At 61.3% G+C, this 15,455-nt stretch carries 13 protein-coding genes and 2 pseudogenes; 7 read left to right on the forward strand and 8 right to left on the reverse strand.

Annotated features, from left to right (window positions below):
* The first annotated feature begins 16 nt into the window (after positions 1–16).
* Positions 17–1,972 carry an acetate--CoA ligase gene (gene acs / locus AC1D19_RS29945; RefSeq protein WP_477765525.1) on the forward strand — a complete coding sequence of 652 codons (1,956 nt, stop codon included), beginning with the start codon at positions 17–19 and terminating at the stop codon, positions 1,970–1,972.
* Between the two features lie 218 nt (positions 1,973–2,190).
* Here acs and AC1D19_RS29950 read toward each other — a convergent pair whose 3' ends face one another.
* The gene (locus AC1D19_RS29950) at positions 2,191–3,066 is read right to left on the reverse strand and encodes a LysR family transcriptional regulator (RefSeq protein ID WP_477765526.1); all 876 of its coding nucleotides are present in this window, start codon (positions 3,064–3,066) and stop codon (positions 2,191–2,193) included.
* A gap of 111 nt (positions 3,067–3,177) precedes the next feature.
* On the opposite strand from AC1D19_RS29950, the gene AC1D19_RS29955 reads away from it, so the two are divergent.
* The 3 genes and pseudogenes from AC1D19_RS29955 to AC1D19_RS29965 form a co-directional block, all read left to right on the forward strand.
* Complete coding sequence (locus tag AC1D19_RS29955; RefSeq protein WP_477765527.1) at positions 3,178–4,104, forward strand: NADP-dependent oxidoreductase; 927 nt, start codon at positions 3,178–3,180, stop codon at positions 4,102–4,104.
* Positions 4,105–4,138: 34 nt separating this feature from the next.
* Positions 4,139–5,008, forward strand: a complete 870-nt coding sequence (locus tag AC1D19_RS29960) for an NmrA/HSCARG family protein (RefSeq protein ID WP_477765528.1) — start codon at positions 4,139–4,141, stop codon at positions 5,006–5,008.
* A 133-nt stretch (positions 5,009–5,141) separates the two neighbouring features.
* Positions 5,142–5,317, forward strand: a pseudogene (locus AC1D19_RS29965) (IS110 family transposase); the annotation flags it as partial.
* A 158-nt stretch (positions 5,318–5,475) separates the two neighbouring features.
* Here the strand turns inward: AC1D19_RS29965 and AC1D19_RS29970 are convergent.
* Positions 5,476–6,264, reverse strand: a complete 789-nt coding sequence (locus tag AC1D19_RS29970; RefSeq protein ID WP_477765529.1) for an AraC family transcriptional regulator — start codon at positions 6,262–6,264, stop codon at positions 5,476–5,478.
* A gap of 85 nt (positions 6,265–6,349) precedes the next feature.
* Between AC1D19_RS29970 and AC1D19_RS29975 the strand changes: the two genes are divergently transcribed.
* Positions 6,350–7,348, forward strand: coding sequence for a bile acid:sodium symporter family protein (locus AC1D19_RS29975; RefSeq protein WP_477765530.1), 999 nt, complete (start codon positions 6,350–6,352; stop codon positions 7,346–7,348).
* Between the two features lie 45 nt (positions 7,349–7,393).
* Here AC1D19_RS29975 and AC1D19_RS29980 read toward each other — a convergent pair whose 3' ends face one another.
* The 6 genes from AC1D19_RS29980 to ribBA all read right to left on the reverse strand — a co-directional run bounded on the left by AC1D19_RS29980 (position 7,394) and on the right by ribBA (position 14,757).
* The gene (locus AC1D19_RS29980) at positions 7,394–9,109 is read right to left on the reverse strand and encodes an amidase (RefSeq protein WP_477765531.1); all 1,716 of its coding nucleotides are present in this window, start codon (positions 9,107–9,109) and stop codon (positions 7,394–7,396) included.
* Between the two features lie 264 nt (positions 9,110–9,373).
* Complete coding sequence (locus AC1D19_RS29985) at positions 9,374–10,528, reverse strand: ABC transporter ATP-binding protein (protein WP_477752785.1); 1,155 nt, start codon at positions 10,526–10,528, stop codon at positions 9,374–9,376.
* 17 nt (positions 10,529–10,545) lie between these two features.
* Positions 10,546–11,355 (reverse strand): ABC transporter permease, encoded by an 810-nt coding sequence (locus AC1D19_RS29990; RefSeq protein ID WP_007976227.1) that lies wholly within the window; start codon positions 11,353–11,355, stop codon positions 10,546–10,548.
* Positions 11,356–11,361: 6 nt separating this feature from the next.
* Positions 11,362–12,294: an ABC transporter permease gene (locus AC1D19_RS29995; RefSeq protein WP_223463131.1), complete on the reverse strand. Its 933-nt coding sequence runs from the start codon at positions 12,292–12,294 to the stop codon at positions 11,362–11,364.
* The gene (locus tag AC1D19_RS30000) at positions 12,291–13,316 is read right to left on the reverse strand and encodes an ABC transporter substrate-binding protein (protein WP_477765532.1); all 1,026 of its coding nucleotides are present in this window, start codon (positions 13,314–13,316) and stop codon (positions 12,291–12,293) included. The genes AC1D19_RS29995 and AC1D19_RS30000 overlap by 4 nt, the downstream gene beginning before the upstream one ends.
* A 331-nt stretch (positions 13,317–13,647) precedes the next feature.
* Positions 13,648–14,757, reverse strand: a complete 1,110-nt coding sequence (gene ribBA / locus AC1D19_RS30005) for a bifunctional 3,4-dihydroxy-2-butanone-4-phosphate synthase/GTP cyclohydrolase II (protein WP_477765533.1) — start codon at positions 14,755–14,757, stop codon at positions 13,648–13,650.
* 70 nt (positions 14,758–14,827) lie between these two features.
* Between ribBA and AC1D19_RS30010 the strand changes: the two genes are divergently transcribed.
* The gene (locus tag AC1D19_RS30010) at positions 14,828–15,124 is read left to right on the forward strand and encodes a DUF1330 domain-containing protein (RefSeq protein ID WP_477765534.1); all 297 of its coding nucleotides are present in this window, start codon (positions 14,828–14,830) and stop codon (positions 15,122–15,124) included.
* A 136-nt stretch (positions 15,125–15,260) separates the two neighbouring features.
* Positions 15,261–15,455, forward strand: a pseudogene (locus tag AC1D19_RS30015) (IS3 family transposase); the annotation flags it as partial.

Here is a 15,455-nt window from a genome sequence, read left to right on the forward strand (position 1 = left end):
CACCGAGGTAAGAAAGATGAGTGCGGCTTCCCTGTATCCCGTTCGTCCCGAGGTTCTGGCTAACACGCTGACCGACGAGGCGACCTACAAGGCCATGTACCAGCAGTCGGTCGTCAACCCGGACGGCTTCTGGCGCGAGCAAGCCAAGCGCCTCGACTGGATCAAGCCTTTCACCACGGTGAAGCAGACTTCCTTCGACGATCACCATGTCGACATCAAGTGGTTCGCCGACGGCACCCTGAACGTGTCCTACAACTGCCTCGACCGSCATCTGGCCGAGCGCGGCGATCAGGTCGCGATCATCTGGGAAGGCGATGACCCTGCCGAAAGCCGCCACATCACTTACCGCGAACTGCACGAGCAAGTGTGCAAGTTCGCCAATGCCCTGCGTGGTCAGGACGTGCACCGCGGCGACGTGGTGACCATCTATATGCCGATGATCCCCGAGGCCGTGGTCGCCATGCTGGCCTGTACCCGGATCGGCGCGATTCACTCGGTGGTGTTCGGCGGTTTCTCGCCGGAAGCCCTGGCCGGTCGCATCATCGACTGCAAATCCAAAGTGGTGATCACCGCTGACGAAGGCATTCGTGCCGGCAAGAAGATCCCGCTCAAGGCCAACGTCGACGACGCGCTGACCAACCCGGAAACCAGCAGCATCCAGAAAGTCATCGTGTGCCAGCGCACCGGTGGCGATATCAAGTGGAACCCGCATCGCGACATCTGGTACGAAGACCTGATGAAAGTGGCCGGCACCGTGTGCGCGCCGAAAGAGATGGGTGCCGAAGAGGCGCTGTTCATCCTTTACACCTCCGGCTCCACCGGCAAGCCGAAGGGTGTGCAGCACACCACCGGCGGTTACCTGTTGTACGCGGCCATGACCCACGAGCGCGTGTTCGACTACCGCCCGGGTGAAATCTACTGGTGCACCGCCGACGTCGGCTGGGTCACCGGCCACAGTTATATCGTCTACGGCCCGCTGGCCAACGGTGCGACCACGCTGCTGTTCGAAGGCGTGCCGAACTACCCGGACATCACCCGGGTGTCGAAGATCGTCGACAAGCACAAGGTCAACATCCTCTACACCGCACCGACGGCGATCCGYGCCATGATGGCCTCGGGCACGGCCGCCGTTGAAGGCGCCGATGGCAGCAGCCTGCGTCTGTTGGGGTCGGTGGGCGAGCCGATCAACCCGGAAGCCTGGGACTGGTACTACAAGAATGTCGGCAAGTCCCGCTGCCCGATCGTCGACACCTGGTGGCAGACCGAGACCGGCGGCAACATGATGAGCCCGCTGCCGGGGGCTCACGCGCTCAAGCCAGGCTCTGCGGCGCGTCCGTTCTTCGGCGTGGTGCCGGCACTGGTGGACAACCTGGGCAACATCGTCGAAGGCGAGGCCGAGGGCAACCTGGTGATTCTCGATTCGTGGCCAGGCCAGGCGCGTACGCTGTTTGGCGATCATGACCGCTTCGTCGACACTTACTTCAAGACCTTCCGTGGCATGTACTTCACCGGTGACGGCGCGCGTCGCGATGCCGATGGTTACTACTGGATCACCGGTCGCGTGGACGACGTGCTCAACGTGTCCGGCCACCGCATGGGCACCGCCGAGATCGAAAGCGCAATGGTCGCTCACCCGAAAGTCGCCGAAGCCGCGGTGGTCGGTGTGCCGCACGACATCAAGGGGCAGGGCATTTATGTCTACGTCACTATCAACAGCGGTGAAGAGCCGAACGAGCAACTGCGCCTGGAACTGAAAAACTGGGTGCGCAAGGAGATCGGCCCGATTGCTTCGCCGGATGTCATTCAGTGGGCACCGGGGCTGCCGAAAACCCGTTCGGGCAAGATCATGCGGCGGATTCTGCGCAAGATTGCGACGGCCGAATACGATGGGTTGGGGGATATTTCCACCCTGGCCGATCCAGGTGTGGTGCAGTATCTGATCGACACCCACAAAACCATGAACGCTTCATAAACTACAAAAAAGCCATGTCGAGGATGAAGCTTCGCCCGGTCATTTACCGGGAGGAGCTTCTTTGTCCTGTGGATTCAACCGATCGATGCAACACACTAGATTCTGTGTAGACAGGAGGAGTGTTGCAGATGAAGCAGCGACCTCGGATCTATTGCACCGAAAACCAGAAAAAACTGATATGGGATCGCTGGCAGAAAGGCGATACAGGGAGTGGGCTTCTATCCCTTTAAAACCAGAGACATATCCGGGTATTTCGCGCACATGAAATCGACGAATGCGCGAACTTTCGGAGCAGCAAGACGCCTGGATGTATGCAAGACCCAGAGCGCGGGTTCTACACCCGATACCGTGCCCCACTGGACCAACTCGCCACGGGCAAGCTGGTTCCATGCGATGGACTGTGGAATTAGGGCAACACCACCACCGGCGATAGCAGCATCGCGGATCATCAGTAACGAAGAGAACCGCAGCTTTGGGATCGGCTCCAGGACCAACTGCCCTCCATCGAGACTCCAGTGGGTGGGCTGGAAACTCGAAGTTACGATGCCTGGAATTGGTCTGATTGCGCCGGGCATTGGCTTAGGTACTTCTGGCGCAGCCACTACTACCAGCCGGTCTTTGGCGAAGCACCGGCCGACCAAACTGCTGTCTGGGCTCGGGTTGATCCGGATGGCGACGTCAAATTGTTCCTCCACAAGGTCGACCAGGCGATCCTCCGCCACGACTTCGATTTCGACCTCCGGGTAAGCGGTACAGAATTCGGCGCCAATGCGGCCCATCGCAAGCTGGGAGAACAGGACTGGGGAGGCGACACGCAAGCGTCCGCGGGGTGTCGATACGCCCTCACGGGCCGCCGTCATGGCTTCGGCCACCTCGCCCAATGGACCTTCTGTTCGAGCCATCAGCATTTCGCCAGCTTCGGTGAGCTTCAGGCCGCGAGCGCTGCGCTCGATCAGCCTCACGCCCAGTTGTTCCTCAAGGTCGGAGATTCGGCGCGATAAGGTTGCTTTGGATATGCCGCTCGCACGGCTCGCCTTCCCGAGCCCCTCATTCGTTGCGACGAGCGTGAAATCGATCAGAGCGTTCAGGTTCATGGTGTTCCATTTTTGAAACGAAGTGTCTGTATTTTGGTGCCTCTGCTTTATCTGTGCAACAGCATATCTTCTCGTCATCGGAACTCGATACGAGGAACTGCTATGAGCACCATGCAACGCGCTGTACTGATCCGGGCATACGGTGGCGCTGACGCCGCGCAAGTGGCCGAAATCGACAAGCCAGAACCTGGACAAGACCAGGTTCTGATTCGAGTTCGAGCCGCCGGCGTGAACGGCATCGATTGGAAGGTCCGCGAAGGCCATGTGAGAAATGCCTTCCCGCTTCCATTGCCAATAGTACTCGGCGCCGAAATGGCGGGTGTTGTCGAGGCTGTCGGGCCCGGTGCCTCTCGCTTTCGTGTTGGCGATCGCGTCATGGGCGCGGTGGGAGGGCTGGGTGCGTACGCCGAATTCGTGACCGTCAGTGAAGCGAGCCTCTCCCTTACGCCTGAAAACCTTGATGACGTCCATGCTGCCGCTGTACCCGTCGCAGCCGTGGCGGCCTGGAAGAGCCTCCATCATGCGGGTCCGATTCATCCAGGCCAGCGAATCCTTATTCATGGTGCTGCCGGTGGGCTGGGCGCCTATGCCGTGCAGTACGCCAAGCGGGCAGCCGCCGAGGTCTTCGCAACTGCGGGCACGGCTGACCTGGACTACGTGCGCAGCCTCGGTGTGGACCATGCCATCGACTATCAATCCCAACGTTTCGAGGACGTCGTCCAGGACATTGACCTGGTGCTCGACTACGTCGGGGGTGAGGTACTGGATCGCTCGTGGCAGGTGTTGGCGGAAAACGGCGTCATTGTCGGCACGTCATCACCCGACATTCTGGCGCGCACGCCGGCGAATCGCCGAGGCCTCTGGTTCATGAACAAGCCCGACCCCGAGTTGCTGGAGACGCTGGCCCAGGAAATCGCCAGCGGCACGCTGCAGTCCAGGATCGGCAAGGTCGTTGGTTTCGCCGACATCCCTGATGCCATCGAACGCAATCGCAGCGTTTCACGGACTGGCAAGGTCGTTGCGGACTTCTCTCGCTAATCCACCCTAAGTATCCACTGTAGGAAATTCAAAAATGAGCATTCTCGTTATTGGTGCCACGGGCACCATTGGTTCACTCATCACTCAGGGCCTTGCCAGCGCGGGCGCCGAGGTCAAAGCTCTAGTGCGCCAATCGGGTAAGTGCGACTTCCCGGCTGGCGTCACTGAAGTTGTTGCAGACCTCACCGATGTACCGTCGATGCGCGTCGCGCTGTCGTCGGTGCGCACGCTGTTCCTGCTCAACGCCGTTACGCCCGATGAGGTGACGCAAGCCCTCATCACGCTGAACCTTGCTCGCGAGGCTGGCATCGAGCGCCTCGTTTACCTGTCTGTGATTCATGCCGACAAGTTCACCAATGTGCCGCACTTCACCGGCAAGCATACGGTTGAACGGATGATCGAAAGCTTCAACATCCCCGCAACTATCCTGCGTCCGGCTTACTTCATGCAAAACGACCGTATGGTCCAACAGTCGATTCAGAATTACTCGGTGTACCCGATGCCAATCGGCTCGGCGGGCGTCTCGATGATAGATGCGCGCGACATCGCCGATGTTGCCGTTGCAGAGTTGCTGCGACGCGACAAAGCGTCTTCTGCTCTGGATCGTGTAACCCTGGAGTTGGTTGGACCGCAAGCGCTTACCGGTGCTTCCGTGGCGAAGATCTGGAGTTCCGCCCTGGGTCGCGACATTGCCTACGGCGGTGACGATGTGGCGGCCTTCGAAGGACAGCTGGCTTCATACGGTTCCACCTGGTTGGCTTATGACATGCGCCTGATGATGACGGGTATCCAGAAGTTTGGCATGCAAGCAACTGAAGGAACCGTAGAACAGCTTCAGACCATCATCGGGCACCCGCTGCGCACCTATGAAGACTTCGTCCGCGAGGCCATTGCAGAGGTTTAAACAGCCAGGGCGGTGAGGGCGGGTTTATTTCTTGGCTGGTGCGCCGCCCCCATAAAAATCTGTCCTCGTTCGCCATACCACTACTCCCTCAATGGACGAACGGCGCCAGACATTGCCGGCAGGAACATAGGGTCGACCTGCGCTTTACATGTCTTGCTGGGTCGTAATCCTTCATCAGCCAGACTTCAAGGCACGCTATGACGCTCTTCGGGAGCGAGGCAAGAGCGCGAAAGTCGCGCTCTTGCCTGCATGCGAGTCTTACTGATTAGGCTGAATGCCATGTTGCGGGACGGCACCGAATGGCGGTGACGAGTGGCATGGTGAAGGCAGTTGCTCCCACAGGGTTCGCGGCTATCCGCAGAATCCGCGAGCAACCAACACAACTGTAGGAGCGAGCCTGCTCGCGATGGCGGCCTGATAGGCAATAAAAGAATTGAATTGCTCCCACAGTTTTTCCTGTGCAGGGCTCAGCGAAAAAACTCCCCCGGTGTTTCGCCGAACTGCTGGCGGAACGCAGCGATAAACGCCGACGTCGAGTCGTAGCCACAGGCCAGCGCGACGTCGGTCACTCGCTCGCCCTGTTCCAGTGGCGTCAGGGCGCCGAGCAGGCGCAAGCGCTGGCGCCAGGCGCGAAACGTCAGGCCAGTGTCGCGCAGGAACAGGCGACTGAGGGTTTTCTCGGTGATGCCGAATTTGTCGCTCCAGTGGCTGAGGGTGGTCTGTTGCTCCGGATGCGACTCCAGGCTTTGGGCGATTTGCCGCAATCGGCTGTCCTGGGGCAGGGGCAGCATCAAATCGATCTGCGGCGCCTCAGCCAATTGATCCAGAATCACCTGGGCCAACCGGCCGTGCGGACCGTTCTGATCGTATTCCACCGGAATCTGACTAAAGGCGCGGATCAACTCACGCAACAAATCACTGACCCCCAGCACATGACAGCCCGGCGGCGCCCACGTCGAGACGCTGCAATCGATGTACAGGCTGCGCATTTCCGTGCGCGGCGAGCTGAACACCCGGTGCGGCATGCCCGCCGGAATCCACACCGCACGCTCCGGCGGGGCCACGAAGCGCCCGACGCCGGTCTGTATTTCGAGCACGCCCTGAATCGCATAGGAAAGCTGCACCCACGGATGGCTGTGTCGCCGGGTCAGGGCGCGATTGGGCAGCGATTCGGTGCGACCGTAGAGCGGTCGTGGCAGGCTGGACAGTCCGGGAATACTGCGTCGAACACTCTTGTCATGTCCTTTAGGCGGCATCAGCTGGCTCATCGGCGTTAGTCGGTAATTATCAGGCACGTTAGAGTCGCTTTCACGTACTGGCAACCCCCGGATGATCAACCCCATGACTCGCCCCCGTCTGTTACCCGACAACTTCACCCTGACCCTGATCGGCGTGGTGACGCTCGCCAGCCTGCTGCCCGCCAGCGGTCAGGTCGCGGTCGGTTTTGGCTGGCTGACCAACATCGCCATCGCGCTGCTGTTTTTCCTGCATGGCGCCAAGCTGTCCCGCGAGTCGATCATTGCCGGTGCTGGGCACTGGCGTCTGCATTTGCTGGTGTTCAGCCTGACTTTCGTGCTGTTTCCGTTGCTCGGCCTGGCACTAAAACCGCTATTGTCGCCGCTGATCGGCAACGACCTGTACATGGGCATGCTTTACCTGTGTGCGCTGCCCGCTACGGTGCAATCGGCGATTGCCTTTACTTCGCTGGCACGGGGTAATATCCCGGCGGCGATTTGCAGCGCGGCGGCGTCCAGCCTGTTCGGGATTTTCCTCACGCCGTTGCTGGTGACCCTGTTGCTGAATGTCCACGGCGAAGGCTCCTCGACCCTCGACGCCATCCTCAAGATCAGCGTGCAGTTGCTGCTGCCGTTCATTGCCGGGCAGATCGCGCGGCGCTGGATCGGCAACTGGGTGGCGCGCAACAAGAGCTGGCTGAAGTTCGTCGATCAGGGTTCGATTTTGCTGGTGGTCTACGGCGCGTTCAGCGAGGCGGTGATCGAAGGCCTCTGGCATCAGATTCCGTTGCTGGATCTGGTCGGGCTGGTGGTGGTCTGCTGCATCGTATTGGCGCTGGTGTTGCTGGCGTCGACGGTGCTCGGCAAAGCCTTCGGCTTCAACCAGGAAGATCGCATCACCATTCTCTTCTGCGGTTCGAAGAAAAGCCTGGCGACCGGCGTGCCGATGGCGCAGGTGTTGTTTGCCGGTAGCACCATTGGCTTGCTGATCTTGCCGCTGATGCTGTTCCACCAGATTCAATTGATGGTCTGTGCAGTGCTGGCGCAGCGTTATGCCAATCGGCCGGAATCGATTCCGGAACTGATGGCCCAGGTTGATCCCTGATTTGCCAGCCGTGGCGGCTCGCGTGAGCCGCCACGGTTTTACCGGTCAGCGCTTGTCAGCGACCAATGGCGGGGTGCGCGGCGGGATCATGCGTTTGTTGCCGGTCGACTCGAACGCCGATGCCAGGTGCAGCAGCGAGGAGTCGTCATAGGCGCGCCCGGCAAACGTCAGGCCGACTGGCATGCCGATGTCCGGCATCACGCCCATCGGCACGGTGACCGTTGGCACGCCAAGGTGACGGATGGCGAGGTTGCCGTTGGCGACCCATACGCCGTTGCTCCAGGCGATATCTGCCGATTGCGGATCGACATCGGCATTCGCCGGGCCCACGTCGGCGACCGTCGGGAACAGCACCGCGTCGAGGCCCAGGCGATCCATCCAGTCTTCCAGATCGATCTTGCGGGTTTTCTCCAGTCCGCGCAGGCCGTCCGGCATCGTGCTGATCTGGTCCCACGGGGTGATGCCACGCTCGGCCATGCGCACGTATTCGTCCATGCCGGCAACCAGGTCGCCCTCGCGGTTGGGCAGGGTGCCCGGGTCGTGAGGGAAGATCTGCGGGCCGTCGACATCGACCAGACGGTTCAATTTCGGATCGCCGTTCGCTTGCAGGAAATCATCGAACGCCCAGGCGGTCAGGTCCCACAGTTCGTGGTGCAGGAATTCCTTGGAAACGATGCCGCGATTGAACACGGTCGGCGCGCCAGGACGATCGCCTTCGCAATTGGAAACCAGCGGGAAATCCACGTCGATCACTTCGGCACCCGCGTCTTCGAGGGCCTTGCGTGCCTGTTCCCAGAGCCCGATCACCGAAGGACGGGTGTTGATGCGTTGGCCGGTCGGCCCACCGATGCCCGGCGCTTCGGATGTGCCGGCTTCAGGGTCGGCGTTGATGTACATGCGTGGAATGCCGAACTTCTTGCCTTTGAGCGCCTCGCTGTTGGCGGCCAGCGCCGCGTAGGATTTGGGGCGCACCAGGGACGAGCTCGGGATCGGCACCCAGGGTTGCAGGCGCCACAGGTCGCCACGGGTGTCCGGGTCATCGGCCACCACCACGTCGAGCACTTCGAGCAGGTCGGCCATGGTCCGGGCAAACGGCACGACCACGTCCATGGTCGGGGTCAACGGCCAGTTGCCGCGCACCGAAATCACTCCGCGCGAAGGCGTGTAGGCGCACAAGCCATTGTTCGAGGCCGGTCCACGGCCGCTCGACCAGGTTTCTTCCGCCAGGCCGAAGGCCGCGAAACTCGCGGCAGTGGCCGTACCCGCGCCGTTCGACGAACCGGAGGCGAAAGGGGCGGTGAGGTAATCAGCGTTGTACGGGCTTTCGGCGCGGCCGTAGACACCGCGCTGCATCCCGCCGTTGGCCATCGGCGGCATGTTGGTCTTGCCCAGGCAGATCGCCCCGGCGGCGCGCAGGCGCTCGATGGTGAACGCATCGCGATAGGCGACCAGGTCCTTGAAGGCCGGGCTGCCGGAAGCGGCGGTGAGGCCCTTGACCAGATAGCTGTCCTTGGCGGTGTAAGGGATACCGTCCAGCGCTCCCAGCGTCTGGCCCTTGGCGCGACGGGCGTCGGACGCCTGCGCTTCGGCGAGCGCCTCGGGGTTGCGCACCACGACCGCGTTCAGCGCGGTGGGGGTTTCGGGGCCGTCATAGGCGTCGATCCGCGCGAGATAAGCCTGGACCAGTTCAACCGAGGTGGTCTGGCCGGATTCGAGCGCGGCGCGCAGCTCGGCAATGGAAACTTCGGTAACTTCGATCATGCTGCCACCGCCGCTTGCAGGTGGAGGGTCCCAAACACTTCAGTTTTCTCGAAATGGACTTTCATATCGTTATTCTCGTTGCACTGTGTGGCACGACAGGGTCGGGTGTTAAAAATACTGAGCGCTATTTAGCATTAAACCGGGATTTTAGGAATAAGTTGTCCAATTTATCTTACAGGCGACAGAAAAAAGGCCACCACAACCCGACGTTGTGGTGGCCCGAGGGTGACTCATTATAGTGGCCCGCGCGCGCAGGCCAATGGATCAGTGAGCGCCGGCGGCCTTGTTCAGGTCGCTTTCGGCCCATTCGGTGTAGACGCAGGCATCGGCGGTGGCCCAGCGCACCCGCACCGGGTCACCGGCCTTGAGCGGCATGCCGGCGGCGGACAGTGCCTTGACCGTCATCGAGGTACCGCCCGCGGTGACCACGCTGCAGGTCTGGCTTTCGCCGAGAAACAGCACTTCCACGACCTTGGCCGAGACTTCGTTCCAGCCGGCGGCCAGCGGTTCGGCAAGGGCTTGTTCATTGCTCAGGGCCAGGGCTTTTTCCGGACGCACCATCAGCAGCACGTCCTGATCGGTGTGCAGGCCGGCCGTGAGTCGGATCGACAGCGCCTGGCCTTCGAAGGTCGCCACCGCATTACCCTGGGCCTTGAGCTTGAGGAAGTTCGAGTTGCCGAGGAACGAGGCGACAAAGGCGTTCGGCGGATTCTGGTACAGGTCATAGCCGCTGCCGAGGCCGACGATTTTGCCGTGGCTGAAAATCGCGATGCGCTGGGACAAACGCATGGCTTCTTCCTGATCGTGGGTCACGTAGACGATGGTGATGCCCAGGCGCCGATGCAGTTGGCGCAGTTCATCCTGCAAGTCTTCACGCAGTTTCTTGTCCAGTGCACCGAGGGGTTCGTCCATCAACAGGATGCGTGGCTCATAAACCAGCGCCCGTGCAATGGCGACTCGTTGCTGCTGGCCACCGGAGAGTTGCGAAGGGCGGCGATGGGCAAATTGCTCAAGCTGCACCAGCTTGAGCATCGCATCGACCCGGCGTTCGCGTTCGGCGGCGGCCAGTTTGCGAATGGCCAACGGGAAGGCGATGTTGTCGCGTACCGACAGGTGCGGGAACAGTGAGTAGCGCTGGAACACCATGCCGATGTCGCGTTTGTGCGGCGGCACGTTGACCAGCGACTGGCCGTTGACCAGAATCTCGCCGCTGCTCGGGGTTTCGAAGCCGGCAAGCATCGACAGCGTGGTGCTTTTGCCCGAGCCGCTGGAGCCGAGGAAGGTGAGGAATTCACCGTCCTTGATGTCCAGCGAGATGTTGTCCACGGCGGCGAAGTCGCCGTAGTGCTTGTTCAGGTTACGCAGGCTGACCAGGGGCTTGTCATTTTGCTGCGCGGAATCTTTGATCACTGCACTCATGTCGTACTCCTGGGCGCTCAGGCGCTGATTTCGTTGCGCCGGCGCAGAGCGGCGGCGATCACCATGACCAATACCGAGAGGCCGATCAGCAGCGTCGAAGCGACGGCGATCACGGGCGTCAGGTCCTGGCGCAGGGTGGTCCACATTTTCACGGGAAGGGTTTGCAGGGTCGGGCTGGCCATCATCACACTCAGCACCACTTCATCCCACGAGACGAGGAAGGCGAAGAGGGCGCCAGCCACCATGCCCGGACGGATCGCCGGGAAGGTCACCTTGAACACCGCTTGCAGGCGCGAGGCGCCGCAGATCACCGCTGCATCCTCGATCGACTGGTCGAACAGCTTCAGCGAGTTGATGATCGAGATGATGGTGAACGGCAACGCGACGATGACGTGGCTGACCACAAACGCGAACATGGTCCCGGTGTAGCCGAGTTTCAGGAACAGCGCGTACACCGCCACGGCGATAATCACCAGCGGCACGATCATCGGCAGGGTGAACAGGCCGTAGAGCATTTCCCGGCCGGGGAAGCGGCCACGCACCAGGGCGAAAGCGGTCGGCAGGCCCAGCGCGACGGCGAAGAACGTGGTCAGCACCGCGACTTTCAGGCTGGCCATGGCGGCGTTCATCCAGTCGGCGTTGGAGAAGAACTGGCCGTACCATTTCAGCGTCCAGCCCGGCGGCGGGAACACCAGCCATTGCGACGATCCGAACGACAGCAGCACGATGAACACGATCGGCAACAGCAGGAACAGACCGATCAGCCCGGTGGTGGCATACAGGCCGAAGCGCATGCGCCGGCTCATGGCATTGGGGGTCAGGAGCATGACGGCTTACCTCGCGTTGCTGGCGCCAACCGGGGATTCCGGCTGAAGCTTCAGGTAGAAGTAGAACAGCACCAGCGTGATCACGATCAGCAACGCGGCGCCGGCACTCGCCAGGCCCCAGTTGAGGAACGACTGCACCTGCTGAATGATGAACTCGGGCAGCATCATGTTCTGTGCACCGCCCAGCAGCGCCGGGGTCACGTAGTAACCGAGGGACATCACGAACACCATCAAACCGCCGGAGAACAGCCCCGGCCGACACAGCGGCAGGAACACCCGGAAGAAGTTGGTCCAGGGGCTGGCGCCGCAGATCGAACCGGCCTGCAGGATCATCGGGTCGATGGCCTGCATGGTCGCTTGCAACGGCAGCACGATGAACGGGATCATGATGTAGCTCATGCCGATCACCACGCCGGTGAGGTTATGCACCATCTCCAGCGGCTGATCGATGATGCCCATGGCCATCAACGCCTTGTTGATCACCCCGGAGGCTTGCAGCAGCACCAGCCACGAATAAGTGCGGGCGAGCAGGCTGGTCCACATCGATAGCAGCACGATGTTCAGGATCCAGCGGCCCCAGCCGCGGGGCACCAGGGTGATCGCCCAGGCCAGCGGGAAGCCCAGCAACAGGCTGAACAGGGTCACCAGGCCGGCCACCGAGAATGTGTTCAGCAACACCCGGGCATAGGCCGAGTTGGCAAACAGTTGCTCGTAGTTGCCCAGCCCCGGCACCGGTTCCAGCACGCCGCGCAACAGCAGGCCAATCAGCGGCGCGAGAAAGAACAGGCCGAGAAACAGCAGGGCGGGGATCAGGTTGCTCGATCCGCGCCAGCGCTGGGCCAGGCTTGGCGATTGCGTCATTGCAGCCGCCTTGCCGGCAGCGCCAGGGGCGCTCCCGACTGACGTGGAGGGACGGGATGCGGTTGCCGTCATTTTCATTTGACCAGCCATTCGTTCCACCGTGTCGCGATGGCCGGACCGTTCTTGGCCCAGTACGCGAAATCAAGAGTGATCTGATCCTTTACGTAGGCGGTCGGCAGATTCGGGGCCAGCACCGAGTCCAGGCGCTGCACGCTGTCGACGTTGACCGGGGCGTAGGCGGTCAGGTTGGAGAAGTCGGCCTGGCCCTTGGCACTGCTGGCGTTGGCCAGGAACTTCATCGCCGCGTCCTTGTTTTTCGAACCCTTGGGGATGACCAGGATGTCGGCCATGACCAGGTTCTGCTTCCAGCTTACGCCGACCGGGGCGCCGTCTTCCTGCAGGGCATGAATCCGGCCGTTCCAGAACTGGCCCATGCTCGCTTCACCGGAGGCCAGCAGCTGCTGCGACTGCGCGCCGCCGCCCCACCAGACGATGTCTTTCTTGATGGTGTCGAGTTTTTTGAAGGCGCGGTCCAGGTCCAGCGGGTAGAGCTTGTCCGCCGCTACACCGTCGGCCAGCAGCGCCAGTTCCAGCACGCCAGGGCTTGGCCATTTGTACAGGGCGCGTTTGCCGGGGTAGGTCTTGGTGTCGAACAGCGCGGACCAGTCTTGAGGCTTGTTGGCGCCGAGCTTGCCTTCGTTGTAGCCGAGGACGAAGGAGAAGAAGAACGAGCCGACGCCGTAATCGCTGACGAAGCGCGGGTCGATCTTGTCGCGTTCAATCACTTTGAAATCGAGGGGCTCGAGCAAGCCTTCGGCGGCGGCGCGCAGGGCGAAGTCGGCTTCGACGTCGACCACGTCCCACTGCACGTTGCCGCTCTCGACCATGGCCTTGAGCTTGCCGTAGTCGGTCGGACCATCCTGCACCACGGTGATGCCGCTGGCCTTGCTGAACGGGTCGGCCCAGGCCTGCTTCTGTGCATCCTGGGTGCTGCCGCCCCAACTCACGAAGTTGACGCTTTCAGCCGCCAGCAATGCCTGGCTGGTCACGCTCAGCAGTCCTGCAAAAAAAACCGCGGTCGCACGTTTGTTCAACACCATTTTCACGCCCTCATTGTTGTGTTTATGAGCGGGGCTTTGGAGTGCCCGCCAATCGGGAGCAGTAGGTCCGTCGAGTCAGTGCTGACTGTCCGGTCTATGGAATATCATATTATGGTATTCCAAACTTTGTGCAAGCACTTTGCCGTACCGGCTATCAGCCGAAAGTGGATTTTTTGGCTCTGGGGGATTGGCCTGAGCCCGTCAGGCAGCGCAATCCCCTGTAGGAGCGAGCCTGCGCGCGATGAGGGCGTGTCTGTCGATATCAGTGTTAACTGTCATGCCGCCATCGCGAGCAGGCTCGCTCCTACAATGAATCGCGTTAAACCAAGCGTCAGTCCGTGAAGGCGATACTCTCCACCACCTCCAGGTCATACCCGGTCAAGCCTGCATATTTCAGAGGCGGACCCAGATGACGCAGCTTGCCCACGCCAAGGTTCTGCAGGATCTGCGCTCCAGTACCCACCTCCGAATAAATCCGTGACTGCGAGCGGCTGAACTGCCGGGGCGGCTGGGTCAGTTGCGGCACGCGTTCGAGCAGCGCCTGCGAGGATTCGTGATTGGCCAGCACCACCACCACGCCGTGGCCTTCGGCGGCGACGCGCTGCAAGGCGGCCCACAACGTCCAGTTGGTCGGCCCGCTGTATTCGGCGCCGACCAGATCGCGCAACGGATCGATCACATGCACGCGCACCAGCGTCGGCTCATCGCGACGCAAATCGCCCATGACCATGGCCATGTGGACACCGCCTTCGATGCGATCCTCAAAGGTGATCAGACGAAAGGTGCCATGCACGGTCGGCAGGTCACGTTCACCAATGCGCACGATGGTGTGCTCGGTGCTCAGGCGATAGTGGATCAGGTCGGCGATGGTGCCGATCTTGATCCTGTGCTTGCGCGCGAACACTTCCAGGTCAGGGCGGCGGGCCATAGTGCCGTCGTCGTTCATCACTTCGACGATCACCGAGGCGGGTGTATGGCCGGCCAGGCGGGCCAGGTCGCAGCCGGCTTCGGTGTGGCCGGCACGGGTCAGCACGCCGCCTTCCCGGGCGCGCAACGGGAAGATATGGCCGGGTTGCACGATGTCGGCAGGGCCGGCATGGGCGGCGACAGCAGCGGCCACGGTGCAGGCACGATCTGCAGCGGAAATGCCGGTGGTCACACCGACGGCGGCCTCGATGGACACGGTGAAGGCGGTGCTGAACACGCTGCCGTTGCTTGGCACCATCTGCTCCAGGCCCAGGCGTTTGCAGTGCTCGTCGGTCAGGGTCAGGCAGATCAGGCCGCGGGCTTCCCGGGCCATGAAACTGATCGCCTCGGGTGTGCAGCAATCGGCGGCCAGCAACAGGTCGCCTTCGTTTTCCCGGTCTTCATCGTCCACCAGCAGGACCATTTTGCCGAGGCGGTAATCTTCGATGATTTCTTCGATGCTGTTGAAGGCCATGCTGGAGTCTCGGTATTTGTTGGATTGGTAATGTGGTATACCATAATACAAAATAAACCGAGAGGTCACTATGAAGGCTTACTGGATTGCTCACGTGGATGTCACCGACCCCGATCAATACAGCCAATACACTCAGCGGGCGCCGCAGGCGTTTGCCCTGTATGGCGGTCGGATTCTGGCTCGCGGTGGGCGTAGCGAGGCGATGGAAGGCCGGGCTACGCCGCAACGCAGCGTGGTGATCGAGTTCGATTCCTATGAGCAGGCGGTGGCGTGCTATCACTCGGCGTTGTATCAGGAGGCTAGGGGGTATCGTGAAGGGGTGGCTTCGGCTGAGGTGATTATTGTCGAGGGCGTGGCGCCGCTCTGAATGGCGACTGAGTACATATCCGTTGCTGCGGTAACGGCGGCTGGCGGTTTCGCCCTTACGGCGAGTCCCTTTTTTTACAAGCGTGTCCCGTCCTGAATAAGGTTTACACCTTCTGACCCATTCTCAGGAGGGAGTAATGAATACGGGAGAAAGGCGCAGTCAGCGTGATTACACGCTGACCTTTAAATTGTCGGTCGTCGATCAGGTCGAAAAAGGCGAGTTGAGTTATAAAGAGGCTCAAGAGCGCTATGGCATTCAGGGTAAAACGACCGTACTGAACTGGTTACGCAGGCATGGTCGGCAGGACTGGAGTCAAGGCGCGTCCATTCGC

Source organism: Pseudomonas sp. P1_C12, assembly GCF_056406435.1.

What these genes read in the sequence shown, in the direction of transcription:
- AC1D19_RS29950 (WP_477765526.1), bottom strand. Translation starts at nt 3,066, where the DNA reads ATGAACCTGAACGCTCTGATCGATTTCACGCTCGTCGCAACGAATGAG.
- AC1D19_RS29980 (WP_477765531.1), bottom strand. Translation starts at nt 9,109, where the DNA reads ATGATCGAAGTTACCGAAGTTTCCATTGCCGAGCTGCGCGCCGCGCTC.
- AC1D19_RS29960 (WP_477765528.1), top strand. Translation starts at nt 4,139, where the DNA reads ATGAGCATTCTCGTTATTGGTGCCACGGGCACCATTGGTTCACTCATC.
- AC1D19_RS30000 (WP_477765532.1), bottom strand. Translation starts at nt 13,316, where the DNA reads ATGGTGTTGAACAAACGTGCGACCGCGGTTTTTTTTGCAGGACTGCTG.
- AC1D19_RS29970 (WP_477765529.1), bottom strand. Translation starts at nt 6,264, where the DNA reads ATGCCGCCTAAAGGACATGACAAGAGTGTTCGACGCAGTATTCCCGGA.
- AC1D19_RS30010 (WP_477765534.1), top strand. Translation starts at nt 14,828, where the DNA reads ATGAAGGCTTACTGGATTGCTCACGTGGATGTCACCGACCCCGATCAA.
- AC1D19_RS29975 (WP_477765530.1), top strand. Translation starts at nt 6,350, where the DNA reads ATGACTCGCCCCCGTCTGTTACCCGACAACTTCACCCTGACCCTGATC.
- AC1D19_RS29995 (WP_223463131.1), bottom strand. Translation starts at nt 12,294, where the DNA reads ATGAAAATGACGGCAACCGCATCCCGTCCCTCCACGTCAGTCGGGAGC.
- AC1D19_RS29990 (WP_007976227.1), bottom strand. Translation starts at nt 11,355, where the DNA reads ATGCTCCTGACCCCCAATGCCATGAGCCGGCGCATGCGCTTCGGCCTG.
- AC1D19_RS29955 (WP_477765527.1), top strand. Translation starts at nt 3,178, where the DNA reads ATGCAACGCGCTGTACTGATCCGGGCATACGGTGGCGCTGACGCCGCG.
- AC1D19_RS29985 (WP_477752785.1), bottom strand. Translation starts at nt 10,528, where the DNA reads ATGAGTGCAGTGATCAAAGATTCCGCGCAGCAAAATGACAAGCCCCTG.
- ribBA (WP_477765533.1), bottom strand. Translation starts at nt 14,757, where the DNA reads ATGGCCTTCAACAGCATCGAAGAAATCATCGAAGATTACCGCCTCGGC.